The sequence below is a fragment of the Ruegeria sediminis genome (assembly GCF_005938215.1).
Classification (GTDB): Bacteria; Pseudomonadota; Alphaproteobacteria; order Rhodobacterales; family Rhodobacteraceae; genus Ruegeria; species Ruegeria sediminis.
Genome location: NZ_VCPD01000004.1, coordinates 533,697 through 552,748 on the forward strand (window position 1 = coordinate 533,697; position 19,052 = coordinate 552,748).

At 61.8% G+C, this 19,052-nt stretch carries 19 protein-coding genes; 9 read left to right on the forward strand and 10 right to left on the reverse strand.

Annotated elements, in window-relative coordinates; translation table 11 throughout:
* Positions 1–99: 99 nt before the first annotated feature.
* Both FGK63_RS14070 and ahcY read left to right on the forward strand, forming a co-directional pair.
* On the forward strand, positions 100–414 hold the full coding sequence (locus tag FGK63_RS14070; RefSeq protein WP_138843290.1) for a hypothetical protein: 315 nt from the start codon (positions 100–102) through the stop codon (positions 412–414).
* A gap of 137 nt (positions 415–551) precedes the next feature.
* Complete coding sequence (gene ahcY / locus FGK63_RS14075) at positions 552–1,946, forward strand: adenosylhomocysteinase (RefSeq protein WP_138843390.1); 1,395 nt, start codon at positions 552–554, stop codon at positions 1,944–1,946.
* Between the two features lie 57 nt (positions 1,947–2,003).
* On the opposite strand, the gene FGK63_RS14080 is transcribed toward ahcY, so the two are convergent.
* A complete protein-coding gene (locus FGK63_RS14080; RefSeq protein ID WP_171052652.1) occupies positions 2,004–2,651 on the reverse strand; it encodes a DUF899 family protein in 648 nt (215 codons plus the stop codon).
* A 185-nt stretch (positions 2,652–2,836) separates the two neighbouring features.
* Here FGK63_RS14080 and FGK63_RS14085 point away from each other — a divergent pair, with 185 nt between their 5' ends.
* Positions 2,837–3,178, forward strand: a complete 342-nt coding sequence (locus FGK63_RS14085; protein ID WP_138843294.1) for a DUF2853 family protein — start codon at positions 2,837–2,839, stop codon at positions 3,176–3,178.
* 210 nt (positions 3,179–3,388) lie between these two features.
* On the opposite strand, the gene FGK63_RS14090 is transcribed toward FGK63_RS14085, so the two are convergent.
* The 5 genes from FGK63_RS14090 to tsaD are packed head-to-tail and all read right to left on the reverse strand — an operon-like array spanning position 3,389 to position 6,575.
* Positions 3,389–3,784, reverse strand: a complete 396-nt coding sequence (locus tag FGK63_RS14090) for a DUF1761 domain-containing protein (RefSeq protein WP_138843296.1) — start codon at positions 3,782–3,784, stop codon at positions 3,389–3,391.
* A gap of 41 nt (positions 3,785–3,825) precedes the next feature.
* On the reverse strand, positions 3,826–4,248 hold the full coding sequence (locus FGK63_RS14095; protein ID WP_138843298.1) for an EVE domain-containing protein: 423 nt from the start codon (positions 4,246–4,248) through the stop codon (positions 3,826–3,828).
* Entirely contained in the window at positions 4,248–4,517 is a 270-nt protein-coding gene (locus FGK63_RS14100; protein ID WP_138843300.1) for a YciI family protein, read from the reverse strand. Before FGK63_RS14100 ends, FGK63_RS14095 begins: the two co-directional genes overlap by 1 nt.
* Position 4,518: 1 nt before the next feature.
* A complete protein-coding gene (locus tag FGK63_RS14105) occupies positions 4,519–5,481 on the reverse strand; it encodes an NAD(P)H-dependent glycerol-3-phosphate dehydrogenase (protein WP_138843302.1) in 963 nt (320 codons plus the stop codon).
* A complete protein-coding gene (gene tsaD / locus FGK63_RS14110; protein WP_138843304.1) occupies positions 5,478–6,575 on the reverse strand; it encodes a tRNA (adenosine(37)-N6)-threonylcarbamoyltransferase complex transferase subunit TsaD in 1,098 nt (365 codons plus the stop codon). Before tsaD ends, FGK63_RS14105 begins: the two co-directional genes overlap by 4 nt.
* Positions 6,576–6,671: 96 nt before the next feature.
* Between tsaD and FGK63_RS14115 the strand changes: the two genes are divergently transcribed.
* The 3 genes from FGK63_RS14115 to FGK63_RS14125 are packed head-to-tail and all read left to right on the forward strand — an operon-like array spanning position 6,672 to position 10,245.
* A complete protein-coding gene (locus tag FGK63_RS14115; RefSeq protein ID WP_138843306.1) occupies positions 6,672–7,385 on the forward strand; it encodes a uroporphyrinogen-III synthase in 714 nt (237 codons plus the stop codon).
* A gap of 51 nt (positions 7,386–7,436) precedes the next feature.
* Positions 7,437–8,723 carry a COG4223 family protein gene (locus tag FGK63_RS14120; protein WP_138843308.1) on the forward strand — a complete coding sequence of 429 codons (1,287 nt, stop codon included), beginning with the start codon at positions 7,437–7,439 and terminating at the stop codon, positions 8,721–8,723.
* Positions 8,724–8,733: 10 nt separating this feature from the next.
* A complete protein-coding gene (locus FGK63_RS14125) occupies positions 8,734–10,245 on the forward strand; it encodes a heme biosynthesis protein HemY (protein WP_138843310.1) in 1,512 nt (503 codons plus the stop codon).
* Between the two features lie 54 nt (positions 10,246–10,299).
* On the opposite strand, the gene FGK63_RS14130 is transcribed toward FGK63_RS14125, so the two are convergent.
* Complete coding sequence (locus FGK63_RS14130) at positions 10,300–10,494, reverse strand: hypothetical protein (RefSeq protein ID WP_138843312.1); 195 nt, start codon at positions 10,492–10,494, stop codon at positions 10,300–10,302.
* Between the two features lie 500 nt (positions 10,495–10,994).
* On the opposite strand from FGK63_RS14130, the gene galU reads away from it, so the two are divergent.
* Both galU and FGK63_RS14140 read left to right on the forward strand, forming a co-directional pair.
* Positions 10,995–11,888, forward strand: a complete 894-nt coding sequence (galU, locus tag FGK63_RS14135) for a UTP--glucose-1-phosphate uridylyltransferase GalU (protein ID WP_138843313.1) — start codon at positions 10,995–10,997, stop codon at positions 11,886–11,888.
* A 101-nt stretch (positions 11,889–11,989) separates the two neighbouring features.
* A complete protein-coding gene (locus FGK63_RS14140; RefSeq protein WP_138843314.1) occupies positions 11,990–13,426 on the forward strand; it encodes a mannose-1-phosphate guanylyltransferase/mannose-6-phosphate isomerase in 1,437 nt (478 codons plus the stop codon).
* Positions 13,427–13,525: 99 nt separating this feature from the next.
* Here FGK63_RS14140 and FGK63_RS21225 read toward each other — a convergent pair whose 3' ends face one another.
* Both FGK63_RS21225 and FGK63_RS21130 read right to left on the reverse strand, forming a co-directional pair.
* Entirely contained in the window at positions 13,526–13,843 is a 318-nt protein-coding gene (locus tag FGK63_RS21225) for a calcium-binding protein (RefSeq protein ID WP_138843315.1), read from the reverse strand.
* Complete coding sequence (locus FGK63_RS21130; RefSeq protein ID WP_171052653.1) at positions 13,732–16,734, reverse strand: calcium-binding protein; 3,003 nt, start codon at positions 16,732–16,734, stop codon at positions 13,732–13,734. Before FGK63_RS21130 ends, FGK63_RS21225 begins: the two co-directional genes overlap by 112 nt.
* Before the next feature lie 224 nt (positions 16,735–16,958).
* Here FGK63_RS21130 and FGK63_RS14155 point away from each other — a divergent pair, with 224 nt between their 5' ends.
* Positions 16,959–18,038, forward strand: a complete 1,080-nt coding sequence (locus FGK63_RS14155) for a DUF2793 domain-containing protein (protein ID WP_138843317.1) — start codon at positions 16,959–16,961, stop codon at positions 18,036–18,038.
* 31 nt (positions 18,039–18,069) lie between these two features.
* On the opposite strand, the gene fcl is transcribed toward FGK63_RS14155, so the two are convergent.
* A complete protein-coding gene (fcl, locus tag FGK63_RS14160) occupies positions 18,070–19,047 on the reverse strand; it encodes a GDP-L-fucose synthase (protein ID WP_138843318.1) in 978 nt (325 codons plus the stop codon).
* Positions 19,048–19,052 lie beyond the last annotated feature (5 nt).

The following is a 19,052-nucleotide window of genomic DNA, read 5'->3' on the forward strand; positions in this document are numbered from 1 at the left end:
ACCGGCGCGTGCTGATCACGATATCAAGTAACGAGGGGGGCGTGCGCTCCTCCCGGTGCGCCCCTCTCACCTCGAAACCTGTAACGAAAGGAGCTTGTCATGTTCAAGCGTTTGTTCGGCATTGCCCTTGCATTCGGCATGGCCGCCACCGCACCCCCTGCTTCGGCTGCAAGTTGCGCCGCGCGCGACTCCGTCGTTTCCAAGCTGCAGGACAAATACTCGGAGCAGCTAACGTTCGGCGGATTGCAGAGCATCAGGGGCGCAAAATCCGTGATGGAGGTCTGGTCTTCGAAAGAAACCGGAACCTACACGATCCTCCTGACCCATGCCAACGGCATCAGCTGCATCGTGGCTGCGGGAACCGATTTCTTCGAGGCTGCGCCGAAAGAAGAGGCGAAAGGGACGGCGAGCTGACCCCAAGTGACATGTGATTGACACAAATCCCAATTGTTGCGTTTTGCCAATTTGTATGACCGGCCATCCTCGTTGCCTCGCCCGACAAGGGATGTTAGTGGCAGCCCGGACCAAGATTTACCGGAATGGAGCATCTGATGGCCGGGGACTATATCGTCAAGGACATTTCGCTGGCCGAATACGGCCGCAAGGAACTGGATATTGCCGAAACGGAAATGCCGGGCCTGATGGCGCTGCGCGCCGAATACGGAGCAAGCAAGCCGCTCAAGGGTGCCCGGATCGCTGGTTCGCTGCACATGACGATCCAGACCGCCGTTCTGATCGAAACGCTGGTGGCGCTGGGCGCAGACGTGCGCTGGGCCTCCTGCAACATCTTCTCGACCCAGGACCATGCCGCCGCCGCGATTGCCGCGAGCGGAACGCCGGTGTTCGCCATCAAGGGTGAAACGCTGGAGGAATACTGGGACTATGCCGACCGCATCTTCCATTTCGAGGAAGGCTGCGCAAACATGATCCTCGACGACGGCGGCGATGCGACGCTTTACATCCTGCTGGGTGCGCGCGTCGAAGAAGGCGAGACCGACATCATCGAGAACCCGCAGTCGGAGGAAGAAGTCGCCCTGTTCGACCAGATCAGGAAGCGCCTGAAGGAAAGCCCCGGCTGGTTCACGAAACAGCGCCACATGATCCAGGGTGTGACCGAAGAGACCACCACCGGCGTCAATCGCCTGTACAAGATGATGGAAAAGGGTCACCTGCCCTTCCCCGCGATCAACGTGAACGACTCGGTCACCAAGTCGAAATTCGACAACAAGTACGGCTGCAAGGAGTCCCTGGTGGATGGCATCCGCCGCGCCACCGATACCATGATGGCCGGCAAGGTCGCCGTTGTCTGCGGCTATGGCGACGTGGGCAAGGGATCGGCCGCGTCGCTGCGCGGCGCCGGCGCACGCGTCAAGGTGACCGAAGTCGATCCGATCTGCGCCCTGCAGGCGGCGATGGACGGGTATGAAGTCGTGCTGCTCGAGGACGCCGTTTCTTCGGCGGACATCTTCGTCACCACCACAGGCAACAAGGACGTGATCCGCATCGAGCACATGCGCGAAATGAAGGACATGGCCATCGTCGGCAACATCGGGCATTTCGACAACGAAATCCAGGTTGCGCATCTGAAGAACCACAAATGGACCAACATCAAGGACCAGGTGGACATGATCGAGATGCCGTCCGGCAACCGCATCATTCTGTTGTCCGAAGGCCGCTTGCTGAACCTCGGCAACGCGACCGGCCACCCGTCCTTCGTGATGTCGGCTTCCTTCACCAACCAGGTCCTGGCCCAGATCGAACTGTGGACCAAAGGCGAAGAGTACGACAACAAGGTCTACATTCTGCCCAAGCACCTGGATGAAAAGGTCGCCCGCCTGCACCTGGACCGCATCGGCGTAAGGCTGACCCAGCTGAGCGCGGATCAGGCCGATTATATCGGGGTCAAGCCGGAGGGCCCCTTCAAGCCCGAACACTACCGGTACTGATCGACGAAACCCGACTCGAAACGCCGCCGAAAAATCCGGCGGCGTTTTGATTTCTGCCTAACCCACGCGTGGCATGAAATCCCCGCGGCCCTGCGGCGTCAGGTCCAGCAGGTTCCAGAGCGACCAGACCGGATCTATGTGGCGGGGATGCCAAGGGCTGGGTTCGAAGAACAGTTCGGAACTCCAGAAATGTCGGATGCCGCCCTCGTCCCTCTGGAAGATGTTCAGGATCGGCAACTGGTCTCCGCTTTCATTTTCGGCAAGATAGTCGCGTTGATAACTGGTTCCCTGCGCGGAATAGAGCGGCAAAGCGGACCAGCCCATCCGGTTCGACAGTTCGGCCAGTTTTTGCGGCGAGTTCTGCGCAACGACGGCCAAAGCGGTTTTCCGGGCGAGGTGCTTGACCTGACCGCTGAGCCCGTCAAGAAAAGCGGAACACATGGGGCACGGTGCCGTGGCCTTTGGCCCGTACATGAGCGAATAGATGGCCAGGGTGTCCTGATCCCCGAACAGCGACGACATGAGCGCGGGCTGCCCGGCCGGATCATGAAACAAGTAGTCCTCCGGAACGTCGCCGCCCCGCGGAAGCGTTCGGCGCAGGGCGGCAACTTCTTCGGCCTTGGCGCGCAGATCGGTTTCGGCGGCAAGCAAATTCGCGCGGGCCGCGCGGTATTCGCGGCTTTCATTGGGTAACGAGACTGTCATGGGGGCCTCCTTGCTCATCTATTTAACTGTTAGGTTAAACAAAGACGGGCAAGAATTCAACCGAACTAGCCTGCCTCCGTGGTCGGACGAATGACGCGGAAATTTCCCTTTGTTCGAAGTATCCTATTCGCTAGGCTCCAAGCGGCAGCGAATTGGCCGAAAAACAACGATCTGGGAGAAGAACTATGAACAAGCGCGAAGAATTGATTGCCAAATATGCAGCGGATCTGAGAACCAAATGCGGAATGGATCCCGACATGGACCTGCTGACCAAGGTCACCATCGGTTGCGGACCTTCGATTTATGACGCGGATGCCTCCACCGTCGCAGCCAGCCAGGACGGCGAGCTGGAAACCGTCAAGAACAATTTCCTGATCAAGAAACTGGGCCTGTCGGACGGCCCCGAACTGATGACGGCGATCAACAAGGTGGTCGATACCTACGGCCAATCCGAACGCAACAAATATCGCGCCGTGGTCTACTACATGTTGACCAAGCATTTCGGGAAAGAGGCTGTTTTCGGCTGACCGCATACCCGCCCGCGCCCGCCAACCGTGCGGGCGCGCTGAATTTTAGCTGTATTCTAAGGACTTGCAGTTTGCCTGTCCGGTACGATCCAAGGTAACAATCGGACATGGCCAGTACGGTCAGGACCATAGATTTCAATTCGCGTGTGGTGGTTAGGGAGCACGCGGGGTTGGGAAGGTTCTGCATCGTCAGGACCTTCCCGTTTTCCTTCAGAACAGTGTCAGGATCAGGCCCATCACCGCACAGGCGAGTGTTGCATACCCGGCATCGATCAGGGACAGCCGCGCCGGGCGCATCGAATAGAGGTTGTTGATCGCGATCCACGGCGAGATGAAGAACAGACCAATGCCCAGACCGGCAACAAAGCCCTCGCCGATCGCGTCGATACCCGACAGGGCGAAGACATGGCGCATCATGCCGGCCACAACCAATTGCAGAACGAAACTGATGCCGAATGTTCTGAGGGCGATGCCGCCTTCATACTGGGCCAATTGCTCGGACGAGACCCCGGCAGCCCGTTTCCATGTTTCGGCCAACATCATGTACCAGACCGACCCGAGGATGAATGCGCCCAGAGCGGCAGTCAGAACGTTCAGAGCTTCCATTTGCGATCCTTCCGGTACCGTCAGGCCGACAGGATGCCCGATCAGTCGGGTTTTGTCTGCCCCATCGCGCAGATCGCGGACCACTCGGCCGCGGTCACCGGTTGGACCGACAGACGGGAATTCTTGACCAGCACCATATCGGACAGTCGCTCATCCGTCTTGATCTGATCCAGCGTAACCGGCTTTTCGAACGGGCGCACGGCCTTGATATCCACGCATTCCCAGCGGTCGTCGTCCGTGGTGCTGTCGGGATGCGCCTCGGCGCAGACCTCGACGATGCCCACGATCGCCTTGTCTTTCTGGGAATGGTAGAAAAAGCCACGGTCGCCCTTCTTCATTTCCCGCATGAAATTGCGCGCCTGGTAGTTGCGCACGCCGTCCCATTCCTCGCCCGCGTCGCCCTTGGCGACCTGATCGTCCCAACTCCACGTCGAAGGTTCGGACTTGAAGAGCCAGAACGCCATCAGCCGATCACCTTCTTCCAGGGGATCAGTTCGACCGACTGGAACAGACCCGCTTTGCCGTACGGGTCGTTGGCTGCCCAATTTTCGGCCGCCGCAAGATCCTCGACATCCAGAATGACCAGCGATCCGATCATCTGATCGCCGTTCAACAGCGGGCCCGCCTGCGCGACGACTCCTGTCTCCTCGATATAGGCTAGATGCGCCGCGCGGTTTTCTAGACGGGTCTGCATCGCGCCGTCCTTGTCGCGGGCGATCAGGGCAATCAGCATGTCATTCCTCCTTCAGGGGTCGCGCCAGCAATTGGGCCATGGCTTCGTTCGGGGTCAAGCTATGATCCAGCAGACCGGTGACGCAATGCGTAATCGGCATGTCGAGCCGCATCTCCTTCGCCTTCGCATCGACCGCGCGCGCGGTGGCGGCGCCCTCGACGGTAATGGAAGGATCGAAGGCATCGCCTCGGCCCAGTGACAGACCGAGCCTGTAGTTGCGCGACAGGTCGGACGTACAGGTCAGCGCAAGATCGCCGAAGCCGCTCAGTCCCGCCAGGGTTTCCGGCCGGGCGCCCAGCGCCAGCGCCATGCGTTGCATCTCGGCATAGCCGCGGGTCATCAACGCCGCTCGCGCACTGTCCCCAAGACCGGCGCCGATCACAGCGCCGCAAGCGATGGCGATGACATTCTTGAGCGCCCCGCCCAATTCGGCGCCCACCGTGTCGGTGGTTCGGTAGAGCCTGACATTTCCCGTGGTCAGTTCGGCCTGCAAATCGGCACTCAGATCCGCGTCGGGACAGGCCAAAGTCAGGGCGGTCGGCAACCCATGTGCGATATCCTGGGCAAAGCTTGGGCCGGTCAGAAGCGCGGGCCGGGCATCCGGCAGGACTTGCGAGATGATGGCCACCGGTCCCATGCCGGATTTCAGTTCGATGCCCTTGCAGCAGGCGACCAGAACGTGCCGGCGCAGTTTTTCCGCATGTTCGGTCAACGCCTCGCGAAGCTTCTGCATTGGCACGGCCAGCAGCACCGTCGCACAATTTGCTACCTCTGCAACGTCTGACGTCACATGCAGGGGCTCGGGCAAGCGTACCCCGGGCAGGCGCAGGCGGTTTTCCCGGCCACTCCGCATCAGCCCGGCCTGTTCGGCGGAACGCGACCACAAGGTGACGGGCCCGTTTCCGGCCAGCGACACCGCCAGCGCGGTCCCGAAGGCTCCGGATCCCAATACCGCGACGCTCATGCCTTGGCTCCCTTCTTGCCGCTGCCCAGCAGGGCGGGACTGCTTTGATCAAGGGGCCAGCGCGGGCGGGCCGTCAGGTCCGTCCCGTCTTGCGCCCCGGCGCGGAATCGTTCCAGCCCGGCATAGGCGATCATGGCCGCGTTGTCGGTGCAGAGGTGATGTGGCGGGGCGGTGAAGCGCGCGCCCTGTTCCGCGCAAACAGACTCTAACGCGGCGCGAATCGCGGCATTGGCCGCGACACCACCGGCGACGGCCACGACGGGCTCGGGCGGGTTCCTCTCCATGTAGAGTTGCAGCGCACGGCGCGTCTTTTCCGCCAGGGTTTCAACGATCGCCGCCTGAAACCCGGCGCACAGATCCGCGCGGTCCTGACGGGTGAGCCCGCCCTTTTCCGCCACGATCTGGTCGCGCATCCGCATGAGCGCGGTCTTTAGGCCCGAGAAGGACAGGTTGCATCCGGGCTTGTCGAGCAGCGGACGGGGAAAGCGAAACCGGTCCGGGTCGCCGCCATGCGAATGGGCTTCGACCGACGGGCCGCCGGGTTGAGGTAGCCCCAGAAGGCGGGCGGTCTTGTCGAAGGCCTCGCCCGGGGCGTCGTCGATGGTGCCGCCAAGCCGAGTGAACTCCTCCGGTCCATGAGCGATCAGGTATTGGCAATGCCCACCCGACACCAGCAGCATCAGATAAGGAAAACCGATCCCGTCGGTCAGACGCGGCGTCAGGGCGTGGCCGGCCAGGTGGTTCACCCCGATCAGGGGCAGGCCGGACGCCGTGCTGAGACCTTTGGCGCACATCACGCCGGACAGGACGCCGCCGATCAGGCCCGGGCCCGCGGTCACGGCGATGCCATCCAGATCGGAAAGCCGCACACCGGCCTCGTCCAGCGCCTGCCGGACACAGATATCCAGTTTTTCGGCATGAGCGCGGGCCGCGATCTCGGGCACGACGCCGCCGAAGGCGCTGTGCAGATCGGTCTGACCATAGACCACCGAGGACAGGACCTGCGCCATTTCTCCGTCGGTCTGGCGCACCACTGCCGCAGCCGTATCGTCGCAACTGCTTTCGAGCCCGAGAATTGTTAGTGTTTGCGCCATTCGACTGAACCGTTGCATCATGGTCAGTCAGCGGGGTATCACCCTGCGCGCAAGCAAACAATCCCGAGGCCGAAGGCATCGCCCTTGTACCTGTTGATGACCCGACCCCGCGCCGCCTCGGAGAGGTTCGTCGCGCAGCTTCCGCCAAAGCTACGAGGGCGCATGCGGGTCGTCCATTCGCCGTTGCTCGACATTCGCCCGATCGAACGGAAAATCGATGTTTCCGGGCTGCGCGGTCTGATCTTTACCTCCGCCAACGGCGTCTCGGCCGCCGCTCCGCTCATGCGCAACAGGTCGCTGCCGGCCTATTGCGTGGGCGAGGCAACGACGGCGGCGGCGGAAAAGGCGGGTTGGACCGCGCAAATGGCGGGCGAGACGGCCGAAGAACTGATCGCCACCCTTCTGCATCAGAGGCCCGGAAGCCCGCTGTTGCATCTCAGGGGCGAACACAGCCGCGGCCATCTGGCCGAACGGCTGACGCAGTTGGGGCTGACGGTCCGGGATCAGGCGATTTACCGTCAACGGTTGTTGCCGTTCTCCAAAGAGGCGCGGGCGGTGATGTCTGGCCATCTGCCCGTGATTGCGCCGGTTTTCTCGCCGCGCACGGCGCGACAATTTGCCGACCTCTGGACTGGGCAAGCCCCGCTATGGCTTGCCGCCATCAGTAAAGCTGCGGCCGAGCCCCTTGATTCGTTGGATTTCCGGCGCCTGAAAGTCGCCAAACGCCCAAATTCCGAGAAAATGCGATTGGCGGTCAAAAAACTGGCGAAACATGCGATGCGGGTTGAGGGCGTCGGGGACGCGGATTAACCTGCCTTGGTCTCTTGTTCAGGCTTTTTCAGAATCAAAGGGGAAGTGGCGGTGGCTGGCAAAAAAGACAATGATCAGGAACCGGTAGTCGACCCCACGTCCGAAGCCGAGATCGAAAAGCGGCCGGAAACGGGCGCGCCGGAAAAGCAAGACGGCAGGCTTGACCACAAGACCACGGTCGAGGAGCAGGCCTCCGAAGCCGAAGCCGAAGCCGAAGCCGAAGCCGAAGCCGAAGCCGAAGCCGAAGCCGAAGCCGAAGCCGAAGCCGAAGCCGAAGCCGAAGCCGAAGCCGAAGCCGAAGCCGAAGCCGAAGCCGAAGCTTCTCCTGCGGTCGAAGAAAAGATCATCGAACGCACCGTCGAGAAACGTGGTGGATTCGTGCCTGCCTTGATCGGCGGGGTTATTGCCGCGGCGATTGGATTCGCCGCCGGTCGAAGCGACATGATCCTGCCTGGCGGATCCGACACTTCGGAACAGATTGCCGCTCTGCAGGCGAAACTGGCGGAACAGGCCGACCAGATCTCACAAAACGGTCAGGCGGTAGCCAAGCTTCAGGATCTATCGGGATTGGCGGCCACGGTTTCGGAACTTTCAGACAAAACGACTCCGCTCCTTTCGGATTTGGACACGGTCAAGTCCGCGTTGAACGCATTGGCCGCAAAGGTTGACCCGCTGGCGGAGCGGCTGACCGAGCTGGAAAAACGCCCGATCACCGAAGCCGCCTCGCCCGAAGCCGTTGCCGCCTATGAGCAGGAACTTGACAAGCTGCGCGAGTCGCTTGCGGCGCAACGCGCAGAGGTCGAGAAGATGGTGGCGGACGCACAGGCCCTGGAGGCCAAAGCCGCAGTGGATGCGCAAGCCGCGGCGAACGAGGCCACGATGTCCCGCCTGGTTGCCCAGATAGATGCCGGCGGGCCTTATTCCGATCTGGTGGCGGAACTCGAAGCGGGTGGTGTGAAGGTGCCCGACGCCTTGAGCGCTCAGGCCGCCGAAGGGGTTGCGACCATGGCGGCGCTGCGCGAGAGCTATGCCCCTGCAGCCCGAGCCGCCCTGGCTGATGCGCGGGAAGCGGAAAAGGGCGCGGGGCTGGTGTCGTTTCTGCAGCGCCAGACCGGAGCACGCTCGGTGACGCCGCGCGAAGGCGACGACCCGGACGCGGTTCTGTCCCGGGCGCAGGCGGCGCTGACGGGCGGGGATCTTGCCGCGGCGTTGAAGGAACTGGAAGCCTTGCCCGAAGCGTCGCAGGCCGCGTTGGCGGAGTGGGTTGACCAAGCCCGAAAACGTCAGGCGGCGATCGAAGCGGCTGATGCGCTTGCGCAAAGCGTGAACACGAACTGAGGGGCCTGCCATGCTGTGGTCATTGTTGAAGATACTGGTATTCGTGGCAATCATCGGCCTGCTGGCGCTGGGCGCGGGTTTCCTGATGGAGACGAGCGGCGGCGTTCAGATCACGGTTGCGGGTACCGAATACACTTTGGGGCCACTGCAGTCGGTGATCGGGCTTCTGATCCTTGTCGTCGTGGTCTGGCTGTTCTTCAAGCTGCTGACCCTGCTGATGGCGACGCTCAAATTCCTCAACGGCGACGAAACGGCCTTGTCGCGTTATTTCGACCGAGGCCGCGAACGCAAGGGTTATCAAGCCTTGTCCGACGGGCTGATGGCATTGGCCTCTGGCGAAGGGCGTCTGGCCCTGTCCAAGGCGACCAAGGCGGAGAAGTTGCTGAACAAACCCGAACTGACGAACCTGCTGGTCGCCCAGGCGGCGGAGATGGCGGGCGATACCCGAAAGGCATCAGAAACCTACAAGAAGCTCGTCACCGATCAGTCCACCCGCTTTGTCGGTGTACGCGGGATCATGAAGCAGAAACTGGCCGAAGGCGACGATGAAACGGCGCGCAAGCTTGCCGAAAAGGCCTTGGCGCTGAAACCACGCCACGAAGAAACCCAGGACGTTCTCCTCAAGCTTCAGACCAAGGCGCAGGACTGGGCGGGCGCGCGTTCGACCCTGACCGCAAAGTTGAAATCCGGCAACCTGCCGCGCGACGTCTACAAACGCCGCGACGCGGTGCTGGCTTTGTCCGAGGCCAAGGGGTTGCTGGATGAAACCGCCACCGTCGAACAGCAGGAGAAGGCCATCGAGGCGAACCGGCTATCCCCTGACCTGGTGCCTGCCGCCGCGATGGCCGCGCGGGCCCATATCGCGAAGGGCAAGCCACGTTATGCAACCAAGATCCTGAAAAAGGCCTGGGAGGCGCAGCCGCATCCGGACCTTGCCCATGCTTTTGCGGAAATCGCGCCAGACGAAACCCCCGAAGAGCGTGTCAAACGGTTCACCGCACTGACCCGTATTCATCCGCAGCATCCCGAGACGCGTTTGATCCAGGCCGAACTCAATATCGTGGCCGAGGATTTTCCCGAAGCGCGCCGCGTTCTGGGCGATGTTGTCGAGAAACAGGCCGATGCCCGGGCCTATACGCTGATGGCGGCAATCGAGCGCGGCGAAGGTGCTTCGGACGCAGTCGTGCAAGGTTGGTTGGCCAAGGCGCTGAACGCGCCGCGCGGTCCGCAATGGGTCTGCGACAATTGCCATGACATCCACGCGGAATGGGCGCCGGTTTGCAAGAATTGCAATAGTTTCGACACGCTCGCCTGGCAGACACCGGAAACGCCCGAAATCGCCTCGGCTACCGGCGTTCACATGCTGCCGTTGATTATCGGCAGGCTGGAGGACAAACCGGAAGAGGTGGAGCTTGAAGTTGAAGAGAGCGAAGCTCGGGACGACGAGTCACCTGATTCTGATTCCGAAGTGATCGACGCTGATGTGGAAATGGTGGCTGCGGAAGGGCAGAAACCGGCGTGAACGCACGAGGTCGCGCCACGCCGTGCGACAAACCGGGTTGCGGAGCGGTTTCGATCAGGTTTGGCCGAGTATTTTGACCTTGACCAACGGAAACGCGTACATGGTCGCAAGAGCGACACATGGAACGGCGACAACCCCGACCACGGAATAAAGCGCCAGCGCCATCAATAGGGAATGTCCCATCAACAGGGCGATCCCTCCGGCGAAGCTGCCCAGAAGCATGCCAACTGCCAAAAAGCCGACCATCATTTCCTGCTCTCAGCCTCCAGTCCTTCGTATCCGGCACAATTCTGACGAGAAATCGTAAATGAAGTTGCGCCAATTACGGAAGCTACTTCAGAATTGTGACCATAGTTGGGCTTCGCCGGTCAGGAAATTGTCGACGAGTGGAAGGTACCTGTATTTTTGCCTGAACGTGCCCGATTGAGAGTACGTTTATCAGATCATCCACCAGTTTGAACAGATGCTCATGCGGCGGGTGGCAAATCGGCAAGCACCCGCCCACACGGGCTTCCCGTTTCGATGAGAGCGCAAGCCAACTCAAGGTGCCGCGCGGATCAGCCTGAACGACCGCGAACTTGAACCCTGGCAGCCGACATGCTGAAATGCGGGGCCACAGGGAATGATCCTTTTCTTGCCGGTAACGAGATTTCCTCGGCATATGACATTGATTCATGGATCACTTCGCGCCTATTAGGAGAGGCTGGGCCGGACGGCTCACGCAGAACGGAATTCAATTTGAGGCTATCATGTCACGCAAGGTCACCAAGGCAATTTTCCCGGTAGCAGGGCTTGGGACAAGGTTTCTTCCGGCAACCAAATCGGTCCCGAAGGAAATCATGACGCTGGTGGACCGCCCGCTGGTTCAATACGCCATCGACGAGGCCCGCGCGGCCGGCATCAAGGAGTTCATCTTTGTCACCTCTCGCGGCAAATCCGCGCTTGAGGACTATTTCGATCACAATCCGGTCCTCGAACAGGACCTCGCGACGAAGGGCAAGGACGATCTGCTGAAGATCCTCGAATCCACCAACATGGAAAGCGGCGCCATCGCCTATATCCGCCAGCACAAGGCGCTTGGTCTGGGTCACGCCGTCTGGTGCGCACGGCGCCTGATCGGCGCCGAACCCTTTGCCGTGATTCTTCCAGATGACGTGATCGCGGCCGAGAAACCGTGCCTGCAGCAGATGGTCGAAGCCTATGCCGAAACCGGGGGCAACATGGTGGCCGCGATGGAAGTGCCGTCTGACAAGACAAGCTCCTACGGTGTTCTCGACGTGGCCGAGGACATGGGTTCGGTCGTCTCCGTCAAGGGCATGGTCGAAAAGCCGAAAGCGGGCGAAGCCCCTTCGAACCTTGCGGTGATCGGGCGCTATATCCTGAGCCCGTCTGTGCTGCGCAACCTCAACAAGATGAAGCAGGGCAGCGGCGGCGAGATTCAACTGACCGATGCCATTGCCGAGGATATCGGCGCCAAGTCCAACGTTTACGGCTACCGGTTCCGCGGCGAGCGGTTCGACTGCGGGTCCAAAGCCGGTTTCCTGCAGGCCACCGTCGCCTTCGCATTGGCACGAGATGATCTGCGCGATGATCTGAGCCGCTACCTGCAAGAGCTATCCCAGACAGTGCAAGCCGCCCAATAGGGCCGGTTTGCCGGATGAATTGGCCCGATCCCCGTTCTTTCCGGGGGCCGGGTTCCGTGGCACAACTGGTTTTGACAGGTTGACCGAAAGGCAATGAGAGAATGACGACCGTTCATCCCATCATCCTGTGCGGCGGCTCAGGTACCCGTCTGTGGCCGCTTTCCAGAAAAAGCTACCCAAAGCAGTTCGTGCCGCTGATGGGGCAGCAGACCCTGTTTCAAGCCTGCGCCGAGCGGTTGCGTGGCCCGGGTGACAACCCTTTTGCGCCCCCCATGGTGCTGACCAATGCCGCTTTCAGATTCATCGTGACCGAGCAATTGGCGGCGATCGGCATCGACCCGGGCCCCATCCTGATCGAGCCCGACGGGCGGAACACGGCGCCCGCGGTACTCGCCGCCGCGCTGCACCTGAGCGCCAGCGATCCCGATGCGATCATGCTGGTCGCACCGTCGGATCACGTGGTGCCCGACTCCGCCGCCTTTCATACCGCCGTTGCCGAAGGGGTTCGGGCCATCGCAGAGCGGAACGATCTTATCACATTCGGCATAACGCCCGATCGGCCTGAGACCGGATACGGCTATTTGCAGCTGAGCACCCGTCCTGATGGGAATGGCAAGGCGCAGCCCTTGGGCAGGTTCGTGGAGAAACCGGATCTGGAAACCGCGAAGGCCATGCTGACGGATGGCAGCTATCTCTGGAACTCAGGGATTTTCCTCTTTGCGGTACGCGACATTCTGGCCGCTTTTCAAACGCTTGCGCCAGAGCTTTTGGCGCCCGTTCGCACCGCGGTCGACCAGGCCCAGACCGACCTTGGATTTCTGCGTCTCGATCCGGCGGCCTGGGACAAGGTCGCGGATATCTCCATCGACTACGCGGTGATGGAAAAGGCCGACAACCTCAGCGTGGTGCCCTATTCGGCCGGATGGTCCGATCTGGGAAGCTGGTCGGCGGTGCAGGAACTCAGCGATCCGGATGACGACGGCGTGGCGACCTCGGGGGCGGTGACGGCAATCGACTGCCGCAACGTGCTTTTGCGCTCGGAAGCGGACGCTCAGGAACTGGTGGCCATGGGACTGGAAAACGTGATCGCCGTGGCGATGCCGGATGCCGTTCTGGTCGCCAGCATGGACAAGGCGCAGGACGTCAAACAGGCGGTCACGGCCCTGAAGGCGAAAGGCGCGAAACAGGCCGAGCAGCTGCCGGTGGACCACCGCCCCTGGGGCTGGTTCGAAAGCCTGGTCATCGGAGACAGGTTCCAGGTCAAGCGCATCCATGTCCATCCCGGCGCCGCGCTCAGCCTGCAATCGCATCACCACCGCTCGGAGCATTGGATCGTGGTGGAAGGCACCGCCAAGGTCACCGTTGATGACGAAGTGAAACTTGTGTCGGAAAACCAGTCGGTCTACATCCCCCTCGGCGCAGTTCACCGGATGGAAAACCCGGGCAAGGTGCCCATGGTCTTGATCGAGGTGCAAACCGGATCTTATCTGGGCGAGGACGACATCGTTCGGTACGAGGATGTGTATGCGCGGAGTTGAGGCCTGAAAGGCACGCCAAAACCAAAGCGGTGTCTGCATTTTGATGAACTATCGGCTCAGGTGGCGGGCTAATAGTAACGGTCCAAGGTCAGCCAGCCTCTAGATGAATAGGAAGTCGTCGGCGCCAAGTTGCTGCGGCAAGAGGCCCTCCAGCAGAAGTGTGTCTTCACCGAACTCGACCCTCGTGGTCGAGCCGTCCTGGTGCATCTTCAATGCGTCAAAGCCCAGGCCTGTGGACACGAACTTGACCAAATCCTCCCCAGGGGTGAAATCAACGATTCGATCCTTGCCCTGCCTCGCAGCGATCACGAAGACATCGCGACCCGAACCGCCTTCGAGGCGATCATCACCGAGGCCACCGTCAAGAACGTCATCGCCTGCACCGCCCCATAGTCGGTCATTTCCATCATTGCCCAAAGCAGGTCGTCACCATTCCCGCCTCCCAGGGCATCGTCATTTCGTCCACCCCATATCCGGTCATTTCCGGACCCGCCCCAGAGATCATCGTTCCCGTCTCCGCCCCAGATCCAATCCGCTCCCGCCTCGCCCAGTACGACGTCGCGGCCCGGGCCGCCGCCAAGGGCGTCATCGCCATCCCCGCCCCACAAAACGTCGTTTCCTGCCTCTCCCCAAATTCTGTCGTTGCCCGACCCACCCCACAACCGGTCGTCGCCGTTACCGCCGCTAAGCGTATCGTTCCCTTCAGCACCGCCGAGGGCATCGTTGTGTCGACCGCCCCAGATTCTGTCGTCGCCGGTCCCGCCCCAAAGGTTGTCATTGCCATCGCCCCCCCAGAGCCTGTCCGCGCCCTCCTCTCCGAAAAGCACGTCATTGCCGGGGCCACCGCCAAGGGCATCATCGCCTTCGCCGCCCCACTGTGTGTCGTTTCCAGTCTCACCCCAGAGCGTATCGTTCCCCGCCCCGCCCCAGAGCCTGTCGTCGCCATCCCCGCCAACAAGCAAGTCTGCGCCGTCGTCTCCCCATAGCCAGTCGTTGTCGGGGCCGCCCCAGAGTTGATCGTCGCCATCTTCACCCGCCAGTTGATCCAAGCCGGCCTCGCCGTGCAACTTGTCGTTGCCGTCACCGCCAAGAATCGTATCACCGCCGTTTCCGCCATAGACAACGTCGTCCCCTTTGCCTGAAGCCAGGAAGTCACCGCCGCTGCCACCGCGCATCATGTCATTGAAATCGCTGCCGTATCTGACCTGGATCACTGGTCCGGTGGGCGCGCTGACCACCATTTCCCGGGATCCCAACCCGTCCATGTACATTGCACGGAGTGAGATCTGCGCGCCGAGGTCGGCCTGGGTAAGAAGGTATCTTGAGGCCGTAGCTCCGGCGATTTCCCAGCCGTTTCGCAGCCATTGATATCTGAAGACGCCGGCAAGGCCGTCAGGGTCCCGGATTGTCGAGATGTCGGCCTGCAGGTATTGCCATGTTCCCGCCCATCCGGATATCCCAACCGTCCCGCCTGGTGCAGAGTTGGTCTGAAGACCCAGAATGCTCAGCGTGGAACTGTCGCCCAAGGTGATCACCCGGGTCGAGCCGACCTGAACCGACGTTAGTGCGGCCTGCTGAACCGCATCCAGCGCCGAGAAATCCAGCCGGTCCTCGGCGGGATCGAAGTCGGTGATCGTGTCGGCCCCCATGTTCTGTGTCAGAACGAAGACATCCGCCCCGGCGCCGCCGGTGAGGTATTCGTTGATCCAACTGCCTTGGATACGGTCGTCGGCATCGGTGCCGGTGATCTGGCCGGGCTGTCCGGGTGCATAGTTGCCCACTGGAAAGTGGTCGGCGTCCGAAAACACTCCGCCGGGCCAAAGAGTTCCGAAGGATAGTGGCGTAACTGCGGCCGTGGCGATTCGGACCTCGGTGTCGCCAAACCGCAACTCGGCACCGTTCGAGAGCACGGTAAATTCAAGTTGCCGAGGGCTGCGCAAAAACGGCAATCCGCTCAGATCCAGCCTGTCGAGGCCCGGTTCGAAATCCAGGATGCTGTGCTTTCCCACGCCAAGCACGAAACGATCGGAGCCGGCTCCGCCCACGAGATCGCTGCCCTCTCCTCCGGCAACCAACGTGTCATCGCCCGCCCCGCCTTCCAGGCGGTCGCGGGCGCCGGTCAGCGCCGGGGTGTTTGACGCAAGGATAACGTCGTTGCCGGCCGTACCGACGAGAATCCGGCCATCCGGCGCAACATCCCGAATCACCTGCCCAAGAATGCCGAGCGGCAGGGAGAATTGCGACAGCCCCCCAGCACCTTCGCCGGAGGCGAAGATCTGCAGCTCATTGCCTACCTGCGCCATTTCGAGGGCGGTGACATCTTCCAGCCCAAGCCCGGTTTGGTGCGCAAGAGTTGCGATGTGAATCAACCTGCCATTGGGCAAAAGGCTGAACAGGCTGAACCCATCGTCGCCTCCACCTGCCACAACGAAGATGTGGCCTTCGGTTTCGAGCATTGCCACTGCCTGAACCTGTCCGAACCGGGTCTCCCGAGTGTCGAGCAGGTAGTCGGTGGGCATCAGGCTGCCATCCGCCCCCAGCCGCAGCACGCTGAGCGAATGGCTGGCCGCATCGCCCAGCACCACCCAAGCCACCCCATCGGCGGTCGCCGCGGCCATTGCCGTTGGTGTGTTCAGCCCTAGCCCGTCCACCGCGCCAGTGCCGTCCCGGAACTCAAGCCCGCCTGTATCGGGGTCGATCCTGTAGCTGGCGACCTGCCCCGGCCCGGACCATCCGCTGCCGGCTACGACCAGGTAACGGCTCCCACCGGCATCGACGCCAAGCATGCTGGCGCCGTTTTGCGTTTCGAAAGTCAGCGGAAGCACATCCGTCAGAGCCAGGGTTCTGCTTGCCGACTCGAAAAGAGTGCTCAACCGCCCGGTCTCGGCATCGAGCACGTGATACACCACCCGGCCATCAGTCAGGCGCGCCGAGGTCAGATCATCCGCCCTGCCCGATCCCGCCGGCAGACCAAACCGGATTTGCCCGTCAAATCCGCCAGTGGCTTGCAGGTCGTAGCTGGTCACGGCCTTGCCCGATCCAAGTGCCAAACGCGGCCCGTCCACAGTTTGTTCGAGCACCAATTGGATCTCGCCCACGCCGATGGAGCCCGGGGCAAAAAAGACCCGCGATGACAGAGGGCTAGCCAGAGTACCAGGGCTGAGGACAAACGCGCTTAGCCCGCCCTGCTGACCTGTGACCGCGTACAGGACCGGCCCGTTTGGCCCGTTGACGATCTGAAGATCCCGCAGGTCGCCATCCAGAACGGCAAAACCTGCGGACAGCCGACCCTGGAATACAGGTTTCATGGCTACGCCCACCCTTGATTTCCACCTCACTGGCTTCGGTTCTGATCCGTGTGGCCGTCGCGAGATCGGCATCAAACGGGCAGGATTTGGGCGTTTGTTTCGAATTCGAGATGTCTTGGTTAACAGGTTCTTGCTGTGTCGAACGGGTGGGTCATGAGGGTTTCGCAAGTGGCGCTGCAGGTTTGCACGCAACTCAGCCATCGATTCTCCAGAGGAACACAGACATGCCCGACACATCGCCGCTATTGGATCTGCCCTTCCTGCAGCCGGCGCAGGCGCAAAAGCACGTGACGCATAACGAGGCGCTGCGGCGACTGGATCTGGTGGTGCAGTTGACCGTCGCGGCGATCGGTTCCGAAGCTCCGCCCGGCGCTCCGTCCGAGGGCGAAGTTCACGCCCTCGGCCAAGCCCCGGTTTCGGTCTGGACCGGACAGGCCAGCAGACTGGCGGCATGGCTCGACGGAGCCTGGCATTTTTTCGATCCCCGTCCCGGCTGGCGGGCCTGGGATCAAGATGCGCGAAAGCTGCGCGTCTGGGATGGCAACGCCTGGATCGAACCACCGGTTTCGACGCAGAACCTGGACGGTGTCGGCATCGCCACCAGTTCGGATGCAACCAACCGGTTTTCGGTGCGAAGCCCGGCCACGCTGTTCAGCCACGAGGGTGCCGGCCATCAGATCAAGGTGAACAAGGCAACGGACGGAGACACGGCTTCGCTGGTTTTCCAGTCAAACTGGACCGGCCATGCCGAAGTGGGTTTGGCAGGGAATACGGCCCTGTCCATCAAGGTCTCGCCTGACGGAAACACGTGGACCGAGGCGCTGAGACTTGATCCGATTACCGGTGCGGCTGGCGGTGCGGCGGTGCAGGTTAGCGCCGCGGACGTGACCCCGGGCCGTCTGATGCGGGCCGATTTCGGTTATGGTCCCGGAAACATCTTGGGTTTGGTGTCCGAGAGTGGCGGCCTTCCCACCGGTGCGGTGATCGAGAGCGGCAGCAATTCGGATGGGGATTACGTGCGGTTCGCGGATGGTACCCAGATATGTTCAGTCAGGCTCGGTCCAGTGTCCTGCACCATGCCGCAAGGATCGCTTTTCGCCAGCGATTCGGCTCTGACATGGCAGTTCCCCGTCAAGTTTGCCGATGGAACCGTCCCAGCAGTCAGCGGAACCGGCGGCGCGGCCATGCGGTTCCTGGGCGCGGACGCGTCAACGAACGTTCAGGTGAGTTGCCGGATTCTGTCCGCGGTATCCGATGTCGCGGCGCACGCGCCGACCGTAATCGCGATCGGGCGCTGGTTCTGAGACCCTGACGCCCGGAAAAAACTCCGGGCGATCACGTCATGCGCAAGCCGTCTTCCGGCTGGCTGAGATACCATTCATAGGTCTCGCGGATGCCGTCTTCCAGACCGATCCGGGCGCTCCAGCCCATGTCGGCCAGCCGCGAGACATCCATCAGCTTGCGCAGAGTGCCGTCGGGTTTGGACACATCCTGCGTGATGCGGCCCGAAAAGCCGATGACGCTGGCCACAAGCGTGGCAAGGTCGGCGATCGAGATGTCCTCGCCACTACCTACGTTGATGTGGCTCAGCATCGGTCGGGTGTTGGCTTTGTAATCGGGCCGCGGCAGGTCGAGGACGAAAAGCGATGCCTCGGCCATGTCGTCCACGTGAAGAAACTCGCGTCGGGGTTTGCCGGTTCCCCAGATCACCACTTCCTCAAGTCCGTCCCGCGTGGCCTCGTGAAAGCGGCGGATCAGGGCGGGTAGCACGTGGCTGTTTTCGGGGTGGAAGTTGTCACCAGGTCCGTAGAGGTTGGTCGGCATGACCGAGCGGTAATCGACCCCGTGCTGGCGGTTGTAGCTTTCGCACAACTTGATCCCCGCAATCTTGGCGATCGCATAGGGTTCGTTGGTGGGCTCAAGCACGCCGGTCAGCAGCGCGTCCTCGCGCATCGGCTGCGGCGCCTCCTTTGGGTAGATGCAGGAACTGCCCAGCTGCAGCAGACGCGTGACCCCTGCGGCAAAGGCCTGGTGGATCACGTTGCACTCGATCATCAGGTTTTCATAGATGAACTCGGCCGGATAGGCGTTGTTGGCGTGAATGCCGCCCACCTTCGCCGCGGCGAGGATCACCACGTCGGGGCGTTCCGTCTGCATGACGTCACGTACGGCCGCCTGATCGGTCAGGTCCAGTTCGGCATGGGTGTGCGTCATCAGCTGCAGCGCCTCGCCTGCTGCCTTGCGAGCCTCAAGCCGGCGCAGGATCGCACCGCCCACCATGCCGCGGTGCCCCGCCACGTAGATTTTGCGCATCGCCG

Bases quoted from the DNA above. Each gene is read 5' to 3' on its own strand.
- FGK63_RS14115 (WP_138843306.1), top strand. From the start codon at position 6,672: ATGACCCGACCCCGCGCCGCCTCGGAGAGGTTCGTCGCGCAGCTTCCG.
- tsaD (WP_138843304.1), bottom strand. From the start codon at position 6,575: ATGGCGCAAACACTAACAATTCTCGGGCTCGAAAGCAGTTGCGACGAT.
- FGK63_RS14155 (WP_138843317.1), top strand. From the start codon at position 16,959: ATGCCCGACACATCGCCGCTATTGGATCTGCCCTTCCTGCAGCCGGCG.
- ahcY (WP_138843390.1), top strand. From the start codon at position 552: ATGGCCGGGGACTATATCGTCAAGGACATTTCGCTGGCCGAATACGGC.
- FGK63_RS14140 (WP_138843314.1), top strand. From the start codon at position 11,990: ATGACGACCGTTCATCCCATCATCCTGTGCGGCGGCTCAGGTACCCGT.
- FGK63_RS14090 (WP_138843296.1), bottom strand. From the start codon at position 3,784: ATGGAAGCTCTGAACGTTCTGACTGCCGCTCTGGGCGCATTCATCCTC.
- FGK63_RS21130 (WP_171052653.1), bottom strand. From the start codon at position 16,734: ATGAAACCTGTATTCCAGGGTCGGCTGTCCGCAGGTTTTGCCGTTCTG.
- galU (WP_138843313.1), top strand. From the start codon at position 10,995: ATGTCACGCAAGGTCACCAAGGCAATTTTCCCGGTAGCAGGGCTTGGG.
- FGK63_RS14125 (WP_138843310.1), top strand. From the start codon at position 8,734: ATGCTGTGGTCATTGTTGAAGATACTGGTATTCGTGGCAATCATCGGC.
- FGK63_RS14080 (WP_171052652.1), bottom strand. From the start codon at position 2,651: ATGACAGTCTCGTTACCCAATGAAAGCCGCGAATACCGCGCGGCCCGC.
- FGK63_RS14130 (WP_138843312.1), bottom strand. From the start codon at position 10,494: ATGATGGTCGGCTTTTTGGCAGTTGGCATGCTTCTGGGCAGCTTCGCC.
- FGK63_RS14070 (WP_138843290.1), top strand. From the start codon at position 100: ATGTTCAAGCGTTTGTTCGGCATTGCCCTTGCATTCGGCATGGCCGCC.
- fcl (WP_138843318.1), bottom strand. From the start codon at position 19,047: ATGCGCAAAATCTACGTGGCGGGGCACCGCGGCATGGTGGGCGGTGCG.
- FGK63_RS14095 (WP_138843298.1), bottom strand. From the start codon at position 4,248: ATGGCGTTCTGGCTCTTCAAGTCCGAACCTTCGACGTGGAGTTGGGAC.
- FGK63_RS14105 (WP_138843302.1), bottom strand. From the start codon at position 5,481: ATGAGCGTCGCGGTATTGGGATCCGGAGCCTTCGGGACCGCGCTGGCG.
- FGK63_RS14085 (WP_138843294.1), top strand. From the start codon at position 2,837: ATGAACAAGCGCGAAGAATTGATTGCCAAATATGCAGCGGATCTGAGA.
- FGK63_RS14100 (WP_138843300.1), bottom strand. From the start codon at position 4,517: ATGCTGATTGCCCTGATCGCCCGCGACAAGGACGGCGCGATGCAGACC.